At 72.8% G+C, this 14,477-nt stretch carries 10 protein-coding genes; all 10 read left to right on the forward strand.

Going from position 1 to position 14,477, the window contains the following annotated elements; genetic code table 11:
* The first annotated feature begins 2 nt into the window (after window positions 1-2).
* The 10 genes from OG965_RS27175 (at window position 3) to OG965_RS27220 (ending at window position 14,435) form a co-directional block, all read left to right on the forward strand.
* Window positions 3-3,464, forward strand: a complete 3,462-nt coding sequence (locus tag OG965_RS27175) for an SAV_2336 N-terminal domain-related protein (RefSeq protein ID WP_371654669.1) — start codon at window positions 3-5, stop codon at window positions 3,462-3,464.
* Complete coding sequence (locus OG965_RS27180) at window positions 3,461-3,736, forward strand: hypothetical protein (RefSeq protein ID WP_371654670.1); 276 nt, start codon at window positions 3,461-3,463, stop codon at window positions 3,734-3,736. Before OG965_RS27175 ends, OG965_RS27180 begins: the two co-directional genes overlap by 4 nt.
* Window positions 3,733-4,971 (forward strand): FxsB family cyclophane-forming radical SAM/SPASM peptide maturase, encoded by a 1,239-nt coding sequence (locus OG965_RS27185; RefSeq protein ID WP_371654671.1) that lies wholly within the window; start codon window positions 3,733-3,735, stop codon window positions 4,969-4,971. The genes OG965_RS27180 and OG965_RS27185 overlap by 4 nt, the downstream gene beginning before the upstream one ends.
* Window positions 4,972-5,066: 95 nt before the next feature.
* Window positions 5,067-8,054, forward strand: coding sequence for an FxSxx-COOH system tetratricopeptide repeat protein (fxsT, locus tag OG965_RS27190; protein ID WP_371654672.1), 2,988 nt, complete (start codon window positions 5,067-5,069; stop codon window positions 8,052-8,054).
* A gap of 293 nt (window positions 8,055-8,347) precedes the next feature.
* Complete coding sequence (locus tag OG965_RS27195; RefSeq protein ID WP_371654673.1) at window positions 8,348-9,601, forward strand: acyltransferase family protein; 1,254 nt, start codon at window positions 8,348-8,350, stop codon at window positions 9,599-9,601.
* A 60-nt stretch (window positions 9,602-9,661) separates the two neighbouring features.
* Window positions 9,662-10,372, forward strand: a complete 711-nt coding sequence (locus OG965_RS27200) for an SDR family oxidoreductase (protein ID WP_371654674.1) — start codon at window positions 9,662-9,664, stop codon at window positions 10,370-10,372.
* 52 nt (window positions 10,373-10,424) lie between these two features.
* Entirely contained in the window at window positions 10,425-10,883 is a 459-nt protein-coding gene (locus OG965_RS27205) for a carboxymuconolactone decarboxylase family protein (RefSeq protein WP_371654675.1), read from the forward strand.
* Window positions 10,884-11,049: 166 nt separating this feature from the next.
* Entirely contained in the window at window positions 11,050-11,931 is an 882-nt protein-coding gene (locus OG965_RS27210; RefSeq protein WP_371654676.1) for a sigma-70 family RNA polymerase sigma factor, read from the forward strand.
* A gap of 419 nt (window positions 11,932-12,350) precedes the next feature.
* Entirely contained in the window at window positions 12,351-13,871 is a 1,521-nt protein-coding gene (locus OG965_RS27215) for an MFS transporter (protein WP_371654677.1), read from the forward strand.
* A 147-nt stretch (window positions 13,872-14,018) separates the two neighbouring features.
* Window positions 14,019-14,435 (forward strand): pyridoxamine 5'-phosphate oxidase family protein, encoded by a 417-nt coding sequence (locus tag OG965_RS27220; RefSeq protein WP_371654678.1) that lies wholly within the window; start codon window positions 14,019-14,021, stop codon window positions 14,433-14,435.
* Window positions 14,436-14,477: the final 42 nt, after the last annotated feature.

Consider the following 14,477-nt stretch of genomic DNA (forward strand, 5'->3'; position numbering starts at 1 on the left):
CGATGACCGCCGCCCGGGACCCGCGCCCCGCCGAGAGCGCCGTGAGCACCACCCTCACGGCACTGGTGGCGCGCCTTCGGGAGGCGGAGATCCAGCCGACCGCCCAGGAGCTGGCGGACGCGCTGTGGCTGGCGGGCTTCGCCGGGCCGCTCGCCCGGCCCCGGCCCCAGGGCCCGGACGCGGTGCGGCCCGTCACCGGCGGCCCCGGCGTCAAGCCGCCGGACCCCGTCGACGGCGCGGGCCCCGCCCCCGCCGAGCGCGTGCGCGAACACACCCCCGGCGGGCCCGTGGTCCGTACGTACCAGGGCCAGGCCGATCTGTTCACCCCCGGACCCGGCACCGGACCCGGCCCGGGCGGCGGCGCCGGGGGCGCGCCCGGCGGCTCCGACGGGGTGCGGGTGGCCGCGCCCGCCGCCGCGACCCTGCCCGAACCCCTCGCCCTGCAAAGGGCGTTGCGCCCCCTCCAGCACTACCGCCCGCCCGCCCGCACCGCTGCCCGCCGCCTCGACGAGCAGGCCACCGCCGACCGGGCCGCCGACACCGGTCTGATCCTGCCGGTGCTGCGGCCCGACCGCCGCCGCCAGGCCAGGCTCGCCCTGCTGATGGACGTGTCCTCCTCGACCGTGGTGTGGGAGCAGACCCTCGACGAGCTGCGCCAGGTCTGCGAGCGGGCCGGGGCCTTCCGCGAGGTGCAGCTGCACTATCTGCACGAGGGCACGGACGGCCGGCCGCGCGTCGCCGCCGGCGTCGCCGCGGGCGGGCACCTCGCCGACCCGTCCCAGTTCTGGGACCCGGCCGGACGACAGCTGACCCTGCTGCTCAGCGACTGCGCGGGCCCCATGTGGCGCAGCGGGCAGCTGCACCGGCTGCTGTACGGCTGGGCGCGGACCGCCCCGCTCGCCGTGGTCCAGCCGCTGCCCCAGCGGATGTGGCGCTCCACCCATCTGCCCACCCGGCAAGGGGTGCTGCGGCGCCGCGAAGGCCCGGCCGGGCGCCTGGAGTTCCGGCCGCGCAGGCCGGAGCGGGGGCGCGAGGCCCGGGGGATACCGGTGCCGGTGCTCGCCCTGCGCCAGTCCTCGTTCGGCGCCTGGGCGCGGCTGGTGAGCGGCTCCACCGAGCAGACCATGGAGGCGGCCGTCGGCCGGGTCCGCGCCGACCACGGCCCGGCCGCCGGAAGCACCCGCGCCGAGCAGGCGCTCGCGCCCGCCGAGCGGGTCGCCGCGTTCCGCGCCACCGCCTCGCCCGACGCGGCCCAGCTCGCCGCCTGTCTGTCGGCGGCGCCGCTGGTGCTGCCCGTGATGCAGCTGGTCCAGCGGGCGATGCTGGTCGACAGCGGGCCCGAGGTGCTGGCCGAGGTGCTGCTCAGCGGGCTGCTGCGGGTCTGCGACGAGGAGAGCGGCGGCGGGCTGCCCGGCTATGTCTTCCTGGACGGGGTGCGCGAGGAACTGCTCGAACACCTCGGCGCCGGAAGCGCGATCCTCGTCCTCAAGCACTGCTCGGAGTACGTGGAGCGGCGCTACGGGCGGACCGTGCGCAACTTTCCCGCGCTCGCCGCGGCCGTCCTGGCCGGGTCGGTCGACCCCGGGGGCAGCGCGCCCGCCGGTCCGTCCGACGACTCCCGGCTGCGGATCTTCGCCCGGGTCTCGGCGCAGGTGCTGCGGCGCTTCGGCCGGCCCGACCAGTTCGTCCGGCCGGGCGGCGCCGACGGCGCGGGCCCGCGCGAGCTGTCCGACCGGGCACGCGACTGCCTCGACCGGTTCCGCTCGTACGGCACGGTCCGCGACCTCGACATGGGCGTCCAACTGCTCAGCGCCGCCGTGCGGGGCGAGCGCCGGGTCGCCGAACGGGCATACCTGTACGGCGAGTTGGCGCAGGCGCTGCTGCTTCGCTGGGAGCTGCGCCGCCTCGGCGAGGACCTGGGCGAGGCCCTGTCCGCCGTGGAGAACGCGCTGCCGCACGAGCGCCGGGCCCATCTGACCCTCGCCCGGATCCTGGAGGCGATGGCGGACGAGGCGGAGTCGGGCCGGGCGGGCGCGGACGAGGCGTGGTGGCTGAGGGCGCTGACGGGGGCGGCGCGCGAGTCCGGCTTTGGGGGGCCGGCCAGGGCCGAGCTCGGAGAGGCCTTCCTCAGCGCGTCGGGAGCCGCTTCCAACTGGCTCCACGGCATCCCCGGCCGGGCTCGCGCCGCCGAGGTGCGCACCACCCGCCAGGTCGCCGTGTACCTCCTGAACCGCGCCCACAGCAGCCTCGCGCTGATCGGCGGAATCCCCCCGGCCTCCGCCACCCAGCGCGCCGACTGGCGGGCCGCCTCGCTGGCCCGGGTCCGGGTGCTGCGGCGGCTCGCGGAGCTGGAGCCGAAGTGGGCGGGCGGCTGCCTGGACAGCGCGGTCCAGGTGGCCGACGCGCTCCTGAAGGAGGACCGCACCGCCGACGTCCTGCTGCTGCGCGGCGCGCTGCTGCTCGCCCTCGCCCGCCACGCGGCCGCGGGTCCCGGCGAGGAGGCGCCGCTCACCGCCCGCGCCTACGCCGAGCGCGCCGCCAGGGACCTCTACGCCGGGTTCGAGACGCCCGCGCCTGGCTCGCTGAGCGACGACGAGGTCAGCCGGGCCTGGCTCGACGTCGCCGACGCCGTGGAGCTCTCCCAGGCCGAGACCGACGACTCCACCCGGCTGACCGTGCTGCAGGCCCTCGACCAGGCCCGCCGGTACGCGGGCGCCGACCGCGAGGCCCAGGCCGTGTGCCTGCTGCGGATGGCGAAGGTGCTGCGCGAGCGGTACGAGTCGACCCGCAGCCGCACCCACCTCGACTCGGCGGTGGTGGCCTGGTCGGAGGCGCTGGAGCTGATGGGCCCCGACGACCCGCGCCGCGCCGCCGCCTTCACCGAGCTCGGCGACGCGCTCACCGCGCGGGCCCTGGCCAAGGAGTCCGTCGACGACGCCCGGGGCGCGGTGCGCGCGCTGCGCCGGGCACTGGACGAGACCTCCGAGTCCGACCCCGAACTCGCCCGCCGGCGCTATCTGCTGGGCGCCGCGCACGTACGGCGCTTCCACGCCGAGGAGGTCCTCTCCGACCTGCACGAGGCCCACTGGATACTCGGCGCGGCCGCCCGGGCCACCGACCGCAGCACGGTCCTCGCCCGGATCTGGCTGCTGCGCGCCGAGGTGCTGCGGCTCCTGTCGGAGCGCACCGGCTCGCCGTCCCGGCTGGGCGAGGCGGCCGACCACGCGCTGCGGGCCGCCGAGGAGAGCAGAGCGGCCGGGGAGCCGCTGACGGAGGCCCGGGCGCGCCAGCTGAGGGCGCTGCTGATGGAACGGACGGCGGGCCCGGCACGGGCACGGGAGGAGCACCTTGAGGTACTGCGCATCCTTTCGGCCGCGGCGGCGGCGGGACAGCCGGACGCCGAGGCGGAGGCCCTGAGCCGGGCGGAGACCGACCGGCTCGACGGCGAGCTGGGAGCGTCGTGACGGCGACCGCGACCGACGGGGGAAGGGCGCTGCCGGACCCCGCGGCGTTACCGGACCTGCGCCCCCTGGCGGCCCGCTCCCCGCACGAGTGCGCCCACCCCGTACTGGCCGCGGTCCTCGCGGACCTGTGCCACCGGCCCGCGTCCGAGGGGCGCGCCGGGGCGTACTTCAGCGACGCGCCCGCGGCGGCGCCGACGGATACAGCGGGGGCGTACTTCGCGGACACGCCGTCGGCCCGTCCCGGCGACGCGAGCCACGAGGACGTGCCGTGACCACCGCCGAGGAGCCCCGCTGGCCGCACCGCGAACTCGATCCGGGCGCCGTGCGGCCCGTACCGCTGCGGCAGTTCGTCCTGAAGGTGCACAGCCGGTGCAACCTCGCCTGCGACTACTGCTACATCTACCGCGGCCAGGACGCGAGTTGGCGCGAGCGCCCGGCCCGGGTCCCCGAGGCGACCGTGCGCCGCACCGCCCGGCGCATCGCCGAGCACGCCGCCGCCCACCGGCTCACCGCGCTCCGCATCGACCTGCACGGCGGCGAGCCGCTGCTCGGCGGGGCCGGGCCCGTCGTGGCGTACGCGGCCGAGGTGCGGCGCGCGGTGCGCGAGGCGGTCCGGGGTGTGGTGCCCGGCGGCTGCGAGGTCACCGCGACCGTGCAGACCAACGGCACCCTGCTGACCCCGCGCACCCTCGACCGGCTCGCCGCCGCCCGCGTCCGCGTCGGGCTCAGCCTGGACGGGGGCGCGGCCCGGCTCAACACCCGCCGCACCGACCGCCGGGGCCGCTCCTCCTGGCCCGCCGTCGCCGCGGCCGCGCGGCTGCTCGCCCGGCGCCCCGCCGCGTACGCGGGCATCCTGTGCACCGTCGACCTCGCCGCCGACCCCGAGGACGTCTACCGCTCGCTGCTCGCGCTCGGCCCGCCCGGCATCGACCTGCTCCTGCCGCACGGCAGCTGGGCCGCGCCGCCGCCCGGGATCGCCCCGGCCCCGGTGCCGGGGCGGCGCGCGCGCCCCACCCCGTACGGGGACTGGCTGGTGCGGGTCTTCGACCTGTGGTGGGACGCCGACCGGATGCGGACCGGGGTGCGGCTCTTCCAGGAGATCGTGGCGCTGCTCCTCGGCGTGCCGAGCTCGGTCGAGTCCGTGGGGCTCTCCCCGATGGTGGCCGTCGTGGTGGACACGGACGGCGCGATCGAGCAGACGGGCGCGCTGCGCTCGGCGTACGAGGGCGCCTCCGCGACCGGGCTCGACGTCTTCCGCCACTCCTTCGATCGGGCGCTGCGCCATCCCGGCGTCGCCGCCCGCCAGTTGGGCGCGGCGGGCCTGTCGCGGGACTGCGTGGAGTGCCCGGTACGGGAGGTGTGCGGGGGCGGCAACTACGCGCACCGGTACGCTCCGTACAGCGGATTCCTCCACCCCAGCGTGTACTGCGCCGACCTGGAGCGGCTCATCCGCCACATCGCGGCCCGGCTGGCCGCCGCCGACGGGCCGCAGCGGGGCGGCCCGTGACACCCAACTCCTCTTCACTGCCAGCCTTGTGACGCACAATGGAAAGCCGTGCGCACATCCAGCAGCTTCCGGCCCGAGCCGAGGGAGTCCGCCGCATGTCCGACCACGAGGGCGCCGTGGAGCCCACGCCGCCCGAGTCCGCCGAGGATTCCCCCCGCGTCACCGTGCTCTTCGCCGGGCAGAGCCAGGCCTGGGCCGACTGGATCGGGCAGCAGCTGGAGCGGGCGGGCCACCCCGCCGTCCTCATAAGGTGGGACCCGCTGCACCTCAAGCCCGCCGACTCGGCCCTCGCCGACCTGCTGGAGCCGCCCGGGCACATCCTGGTGGTCCTGGACGACTGGTATCTGCGCTTCGACTCGGAGAAGTACCAGGGCTGGGCCCGGCTGCTGCGCGACACGCTGCCGCAGCACCGCGACCGCGTCGCCGCCGTCAGCGTCACCGCCAAACCGCTGCCGCCCGCCGCGGCCACCCTGCGCCCCATCGGGCTGCGCGGGGTCGGCCCCGACGAGGCACGCCGCCGGGTCCTGGAGTGCGCCGGGTCGCCGGGGCGCCCCGGCGGGGTCGTCCTGGAGCGGCCCATCCGCTTCCCCGACGACCGTCCAGGGGTCTGGAACGCACCGCGCCGCAACCGCCAGTTCACCGGCCGCGAGGACGCCTTCGAGCGGGTCCACGACATCCTGGCCGCCTCCGGCGAGGAGGGCGGCCGGGTGGTGGTGCACGGTCTGAGCGGCGTCGGAAAGACACAGGCCGCGATGGAGTACGTGCACCGGTTCGCGGGTGAGTACGACATCGTCTGGTGGGTCGGCGCCTCCGCCAAGGCCAGCGCCCGCGAGGGGTTCGCGGCGCTCGCCCCGGCCCTGGGCCTGCCGCAGGGCAGTCGGCTCGGCGAGGTCATCACGGCCGTGCGCGGCGCCCTGGAGACGACCGGCCGGCGCTGGTTGGTCGTCTTCGACGGCGCGGAGAGCCCGGAGGCGGTCGGCGAGCTGATCCCGGAGGGCCCCGGGCACGTCCTGGTCACCGCCAACTCGCCCGAGTGGCCCGGCCTCGGCGCCCAGCTGGTGCAGCTGCCGCCGTTCGACCGGGAGGAGAGCGTCGCCTTCGCCCGGCGCCGCGCCGAGCGGCTCGGCGAGCACGACGCGGACCGGCTCGCCGAGGCCGTCCAGGACCTGCCGCTGCTGCTCGACCAGACCGCCACCTGGATCGCCAACAACCCGGCCGCCTCCATCGCCGACTATGTGCGCGGCATCAGCCAGGGCGACCCGCACACCGTCTCCACCATGCCGTCCCGCGAGTACCCGGCCAGCTTCCAGGCCGCCTGGTCCAAGACGCTCAACAGCCTGCACGAGACCTCCGCCGAGGCCTGGGAGCTGCTGAAGCTCCTCGCCCACTTCTCGCCGGACTCCGTGCCGCTGCGGCTCCTCCAGAACGCCCGGGTCAGCGATCTGCCGCCGCATCTCGCCGCCCTGGTCACCGACCCCAGCAGCTGGAACTCGGCGCTGCGCACGCTCTCCCGGGTGACCTCGACGCCGCTGGAGTACGACGACCCCGGCCGGCTCGGCACCCGTACCGTCGGCTCCCTGCGCATCCACCGGCTGCTGCACCGCTTCGTCCGCGGCAGCCTGCCCGAGCAGGAGCACGAGCGGGCCACCGCCACCGCCTGCCGGGTGCTGGTCGCCGCCGATCCGCGCGACCCGTCGGGCTCGCACAACTGGCCGCGCTACGCGGAGCTCATCCCGCACCTGGAGCCGTCCGGCGCGCTCACCTCCACCGACCCGGACGTGCGCCGCCTCGTCCTCAACTGCATCGAGTACCTGCGGGTGCGCGGCGAGTTCCGCGAGGGGCGCCGGCTCAGCGGCCTCGCCGTGGAGTCCTGGCGGCCCCTGTCGGGCCCCACCGACGGCCTCGTCCTGGTCGCCACCCACCAACTCGCGCACATGCTCCGTCAGTTGGGTGAGTACGGACGCGCCGAGGAGCTGGGCCGCGGCACCCTGCGGCGGCTGATGGCCGAGGGCCGCGGCGGCATCGAGGTGGTCCGCGCCAAGAACGGCCTGGGCGGCACGCTGATGGTGCTCGGCAAGTACGCCGAGGCGCGCGCCCTGTTCGAGGAGGCGGCGGGCGAGACCGCGGCCCTGCTCGGCGACTGGAAGGTGCCCCGGCTGCTCGGGATCCGCCACAACCTGGCGGTCACCCTCGCCCTCCAGGGCCACTACGCCAAGTCGCTCTCGCGCCACGACGAGGTCCTGGAGGAGTGCATCTCCGTCCTGGGCGGCAAGGACCACCTGACCCTCCAGGCCGGGCTCTACAAGGCCCAGATGCTGCGCCTGATGGGCCGGTACGGGGAGGCGCTGACCATCCAGGAGTACAACCACCGCCTGCACCGTCAGATCCTGGGCGACGACCACCCCCAGACGCTCACCGCCCAGCACAACCTGGCCCTGTGCCTGCGCCGCGACGGCGAGCCCGAGCGGGCCAGAGGGCTGCTGCACGAAGCCCGCGAGGCGATGCTGCGGCGCGCCGACGCGACCGCGTTCACCTGCGACTACGCCATGCTGCTGCGGGAGTTGGGCCGCCACGACGAGGCGCACGAGCTGGCCTCCGAGGCGGCCGCCGGATACGCGGAGCTGCTCGGCGCGGAACACCCGTACACGATCGGCGCGTACGACAACGTGGCCCTGGTGCTGCGCGAGACGGGCGAGCACCGCGCCGCCCGCGACCTCTCCGAGCGCAACCTCAGGGCCTTCACCCGGGTCCTCGGCCACGTCCACCCCTGGACGCTGGGGAGTGCCATGAACACCGCCTCGGCCCGGGCGGCCGACGGCGATCTGCCGGGTGCGGCGGAGCTCGGCCGCTCCGCGCTGGTGCGGTCGGTCACCTCGGTCGGCCAGGCGCACGTCCTCTCGGTCAACCTCCAGGCGGGCCTGGCCCAGGACCTGCGGGCGCTCGGCCGCCGGGCCCAGGCCGCCGAGCTGCTCCGGGACGCGGTGACGACCCTGACCGTCGCCCTCGGCGAGAACCACCGCCAGACCGCGTACATGAGGAGCGGGGCGCGGCCGTACTGGGACTTCGAGCCGATGCCGGTGTGAGGCGGCTGTGAGCAACGCCACGTATGGCTGGAATTTGACACTTCTCTGACGTTCTTCTGACCTGGAGCTGTCAATTCCCGTATGTGGATGTGCTGTTCCTGTGGTTCGTGGCCGAACTCCGCGCAGTCCTGAATCCCTCCGTCTTGAAGCGGAGCGCGATCTTCAAGATCCTTGGTGGGACCCGGGGCACCGCTCAAGGGCCGCTCCCTTGCGGTGGGCGACGATGACGTGCCGAGAACCTCTCTCCCCTCGCGGTGAGAGGCCAACTCCCCATGTTTTCAGGAGGGTTAGCCATGACTCAAGGCGACACGATCGGCGCCGGGCCGCCGACCGCGGCGGCCGATTCGTCGCGCGGGCCACGGTCCGCGCGACTGGGGAAGGTGACCGGGTTACGCACGGTCGCCACCCGGGACGGCTGGCTGCGCCCGGAGGCCACCCGGCTGCCGTCGCTGACGGGACTGCGTTTCCCCGCGGCCCTCCTGGTCTTCCTCAACCACACCGGACTGCCGTTCCCGTTCCTGCGCCTGGTCAAGGACGACGACGCGGCGATGGACTGGTTCGACGTCACCCGGAACGCGGGCGCCCTCGGCGTCACGTTCTTCTTCGTCCTCAGCGGATTCGTGCTCACCTGGGCCGTCCGCGAAACGGACACCGTACGCGCCTTCTGGCGCCGCAGGATCGTGAAGATCTACCCGAACTACGCGATCACCTGGGGCCTGGCGATGGTCCTCTTCGCCTCCGCCTATACGCCGACCAGGACCGCCATACTGAACCTGCTCATGGTGCACGTATGGGTTCCGAAGTTCGACGTGTTCTCCAGCGTGAACCAGCCCAGCTGGTCGCTGGGCTGCGAATTGCTTTTCTATCTTTCCTTCCCGCTGCTGCACAAGGTATTCCGCCGCATCAAGGCCGGGCACCTCAAGTACTGGATATCCGGTGTGACGGCGGCCATCATCGCGACGCCGTTCTTCACCTACCTGCTGCTGCCGGACGACCCCAACTTCCCCGGCGGCCTCGCACTCGGCGCCCGCGCCTCCACGAACCAGTACTGGTTCGCGTACAACTTCCCGCCGATGCGGCTGCTCGACTTCGCGCTCGGCATGCTGGTCGCTCAGGCGGTGCTCAACGGCCGCTGGTGGAACATCGGCATGATCTGGTCGAGCGTCATGCTGGCCGGCACCTATGTGTGGGCCTCCCACGTGCCGTTCCTCTACTCGCAGCGGTCCATGACCATCGTCCCGATCATCTTCCTGATCGCGGCCGCCGCCACCGCCGACGCGAGGAACCAGTTCACGCTCTTCCGCAATCGCGCGATGATCTGGCTCGGCGAAGTCTCCTTCGCCTTCTACCTCGTCCACTTCGTCGTGCTCGCCTATGGGCGCAAGTGGCTCGGCCACACCATGTACTCGGTGCCGCAGACCATCGGCATCGTGCTGGTGGAATTCACCATCGCCCTGCTCGTCTCCTGGGCGCTGTACGCACTGATCGAGCGCCCCATCACGCGCAACTGGTCAAAGCCCCGGCGCCCCCGAGCCGCGGCGAGCTGATCCGCACCGAACCACTTGCATTCAAGTGGAGTTCAAGATTCGACTGTAAGGATTCCCCCCATGAAGACCATCGCCCTCATTACAGGTGCCAACAAAGGAATCGGTTTCGAGATCGCGCGCCAGCTCGGCGAGCTGGGTATCACCGCGATAGTGGGCGCGCGCGACGAGGAGCTCGGCAAAGCCGCCGCCGAGAAGCTCGGCCAGCCCTTCGTGCAGATCGACGTGACGGACCCGGAGAGCATCAAGAAGGCCGCCACCTACATCGACCTCGCCTACGGCAAGCTCGACATCCTGGTGAACAACGCCGGTATCACCGTCTCGCACGAGGACGGCAAGCCCAGCGCCACCTCGCTGGAGACCCTCCGCTCGCTCTACGAGACCAATGTGTTCGGTGTGGTCGCGGTGACCAACGCGTTCCTGCCGCTGCTGCGCAAGTCGCCGGCGGGCCGGATCGTCAACCAGTCCAGCGAGATGGGCTCGCTCACCAACGTGCTCAACCAGGACCACCCGATCTGGCACGTGAACAACCTGCCGTACAACTCCTCCAAGACCGCGCTCAACATGGTCACGGTGTCCTACGCCAAGGAGCTGTGGGACACCCCGATCAAGGTCAACGCGGTCGACCCGGGCTGGTGCCGCACCGACATCACCGGGGGCGAGGGCTACAAGTCGGCCGAGCAGGGCGCCGCGATCGCCGTGAAGCTCGCCACCCTGGACGCGGACGGCCCCACCGCCACGTTCGTGCAGGACCAGGGCGCACTGCCCTGGTAGCGACATCTCTTATCCGCAACGCCCGTTCCACTGAAGGAAGATGAAGGAAGTCATGTCCACTCCCCGGATGAACAACCCGGCGCAGGTGCTGCCCGACTCCATGACGGCCATCCTCGGCCTGATCAAGTCGATCCGTAAGGCCGGTGTCGAGGACGCCACCCTCGAACTGGTCCACCTGCGGGCCAGCCAGATCAACGGCTGCGGCCCCTGCCTCGACGCGTCGGCCAAGGCCGCGCAGAAGGCGGGCGTCTCCGAGGAGCGCATCTTCTCGGTGGGCGCCTGGCGCGAGACGCCGTTCTACAGCGACGCCGAGCGCGCGGCGCTGGCGCTCGCCGAGCACGTCACCCGGCTCGCGGACCGCGAGGACGCCGTGCCGGACGCCGTGTGGAACGAGGCCGCCAAGCACTACGACGAGCAGCAGCTGGCCGCCCTGGTCCTCCAGATCGGCGTGGTCAACCTGTTCAACCGCCTCAACGCCGCCACCAAGCAGCAGGCCGGCCAGGCCTGGTAGCCGCGGCCGCACACCGCCGGGGACCCGGGTCGGGTCCCCGGCGGTGTGCGACAGTTGGCCGGCCGGGGGACCGGCGAACGAGCCCACCGTCGGCGGACGTTGTCACATTTGCCGGGGCCGGTTCGTCATGGGATTGACGGAACGCGAACCAAAAGGGATGTGACCGATGGACGAGCGCGAGTGGCTGGCGCAGCGATTCGAGGAGAACCGGAGCCATCTGAGAGCGGTGGCCTACCGGATGCTCGGCTCGCTGAGCGAGGCCGACGACGCCGTTCAGGAGTCCTGGCTGAGGCTCAGCCGCTCCGACACGGACGACATCGAGAACCTGGTCGGCTGGCTGACGACGATCGTGGGCCGGGTCTGTCTGGACATGCTGCGCTCCCGCCGGGCCCGCCGTGAGGACCCGCTGGAGGCCCAGGTCACCGAGCCCGCCCTGGAGCCGGAGGACGGCGCCGACCCCGAACACCAGGCGCTCCTCGCCGACTCGGTGGGCCTCGCCCTGCTGGTCGTCCTGGAGACGCTCGACCCCGCCGAGCGGCTGGCGTTCGTGCTGCACGACATGTTCGCGGTGCCCTTCGAGGAGATCGCGCCCATCGTGGACCGCAGCCCCGCGGCCGCCCGGCAGTTGGCCAGCCGCGCCCGCCGCCGCGTCCAGGGTGTGAACACCCCGCCCGCCCCCGACCTCACCCGCCAGCGCGAGGTCGTCGAGGCGTTCCTCAGCGCGGCCCGCGGCGGCGACTTCGACGCCCTGGTCGCCGTGCTCGACCCCGACGTCGTGGCCCGCTCGTACGCGGGCGACCGCCCCGGGGCCTCCACCGTGCTGCGCGGTGCCGCGGCCGTGGCCCGGCAGGCGCTCACCTTCGCCCAGTTCGCCAAGTCCGCCGAGCCCGCGCTGGTGGACGGCTCGCCGGGTGTGGTGGCGGACCGCGGCAAGCCGGGCTACCGCGTGATGAGCTTCGGCTTCTCCGACCACGTGATCACCGAGATCGAGGTCATCACCGACCCGGCGCGCCTGGGCGCGCTCGAACTGGTGCTGCTCGAAGCGTGAAAGAGGCTTGAGGTTGGCCCCGAGAGTGGGCCGCACAAGGGTGGAAAACGGCCCGGGATCGCTTCGGCGGTCCCGGGCCGTCGCGCGTTTCGGGTGCATCGCCGCAGGTCAGATGCCGTTCTAAAACTATTTTTCGTCCAGCGGTCACATTCGCCGTGCGGGATCCGTCATATCAGTGACGGACGAGTCCGGGCCGGCGAGCCGAAGGGGGCAGCGCCGGTGGAGCGTCCGTCGCCCTCGTTCGGGGGCGCCCGCTCGACAAGCCCCCGATGGAGAGCAGCCTTTGACACGTTCGTCCCGCGTCCGGAACAGAACTCTCGGGCGGCGTTCCGTACCGACCGCGGTTGTGTCCGGCAGCCACCCGGCATCGCCGGGGGCGCTCTCACCTACTCGATCCTGCATACTTTAGGAGTCTCGTAATGGCTGCCGCCGACTCACTCGCGCGGTCGGGACCCGGGGCTGGTTTCAAGCCCGGTGCGATCCTGGCGTTTGTCTGCCTGGGCCAGTTCATGGTCTTCATCGACGTGTCGATCGTGAACCTCGCCCTGCCGTCCATTCAGGACGGCCTCGACATGTCCGATGTCAGTCTGAACTACATCGTCACCGCCTACTCGACCGTGCTCGGCGGCTTCCTGCTGCTCGGCGGACGGCTCGCCGACACCTTCGGTCGGCGGAAGTTCCTGATGGGCGGCTTCCTGGTCTTCGCCCTCGCCTCGCTCACCTCGGGTCTGGCGCAGAACGCCGCCATGCTGATCACCTCCCGCGGCTTCCAGGGCCTCGGCGCCTCGATGATCGCCCCCGCGGCGCTCTCGATCCTGACCAACACCTTCCCGGAGGGCCCGGAGCGCAACAAGGCCCTCGGTGTGTGGGGTTCGCTCGCCGGTATCGCCTCCATCCTCGGTGTGATCCTCGGCGGTGTCCTCGCCGACGGCCCCGGCTGGGAGTGGATCTTCTGGATCAACGTGCCGATCGGCATCGTGCTGGCCGTGCTCGCGCCGAAGATCGTCCCCGAGTCGAAGTCCGACGCCCCGCGCCAGCGCTTCGACTTCGCCGGCGCCGGGACCCTCACCGCCGGTCTGCTGCTCCTCATCTTCACCCTCGGTGAAGCCATCAACGTCGGCTGGGGCACCGCGCGTACGATCGGCAGCCTCATCGGTGTCGTCGTCCTGCTGACCGCCTTCCTCGTCATCGAGACCAAGGTCGAGGCGCCGATGATGCCGCTGCGCATCTTCCGCCTCAAGACGATGCGCGTCGCCAACATCTCCGCGATCCTCGTCTTCGGTACGTTCGGCGCGCTGTTCTTCTTCGCCAGCCTCTTCATGCAGCAGGCGTTCGGTTACTCCCCGATGAAGGCCGGCTTCGCCTATGTGCCGCTCGCCCTCTCGGTGGCCATCGGCGCCGGTGCCGCCTCCGGCATCATCGCCAAGGTGGCGGCCCGCCCGGTGCTCGCCGTCGGTCTGACCCTCACCACCAGCGGCCTGCTGCTCCTGTGGCGCGCCCCGGCCGACGGCTCGTACGTGGTCGACCTGCTCCCCGCGTTCATCCTGCTCGGCCTCGGCTGCGGCATGGTCTTCGTGACCCTGCAGATCGCCGCGTTCATCGGTATCTCGGACGAGGAGGCGGGCGTCGGCGCCGGTCTCATCAACACCAGCCAGGAGGCCGGTGGCGCCCTCGGTCTCGCCGTGATCGCGACCATCGCGTACAACGGCCTGGAGGACAAGCTCGCCAAGACCGGTGGCAACCCCACCAAGATCCACGACATCCAGGCGACGGCCAACCACCACGCCTTCCTCGCCGCCGCGATCCTCAGCTTCGGCGCTCTCCTGGTGGCCCTGTTCTTCATGCCGAAGGGCGCGCAGTCGATGAGCTCGGCGCACGCGCACGGCACCGGGGAAGCGGAGGCCGCGGGCACGCCCGAGGCCGCCGGCGTCGAGAAGTGACCTCTGTGAACCGCCCGCTCGCCGCATAGGGCTGGGCAGGCCGTGGCGCTCCTCCGACACCTGGCGGAGGAGCGCCACCGGCCGTTGGACGGGGGCCGGGCCGTCGTGGCCGCGGCCCCCTGGGAACGCCTGGAAGGACGTATCCGCATGTCACTGCCCCGAGGGCGGACGAGCGCTCCGGAGGTCTCCGCCTCGGTGGAGGCGTTCCTCACCGAACCGCTCGTCGCCACGCTGACCACCCTGCGGCCCGACGGCTCGCCCCATGTGGCGCCCGTACGGTTCACCTGGGACGCGGCGTCGGGGCTCGCCCGGGTCATGACGGTCGCCACCTCGCGCAAGGCGCGCAACGTGCTGGCGAACCCGGGTAGCCGGGCCGTCCTGTGTCAGGTGGAGGGCTTCGCCTGGGTCACCCTGGAAGGCACCGGCACGGTGTCGGACGACCCGGCGCGGGTGGCCGAGGGCGCGCGGCGCTATGCCAAGCGCTATTGGTCGGCGCCGCCGAATCCGCCGGGCCGGGTGGTTCTGGAGATCGCGGTCGACCGGGTGATGAACCTCAATACGTAATTCACCCTCAGTCCGCCGCAGGACTTAATCGGCGCGGCACCA

Source organism: Streptomyces sp. NBC_00224, from assembly GCF_041435195.1.
Classification (GTDB): domain Bacteria; phylum Actinomycetota; class Actinomycetes; order Streptomycetales; family Streptomycetaceae; genus Streptomyces.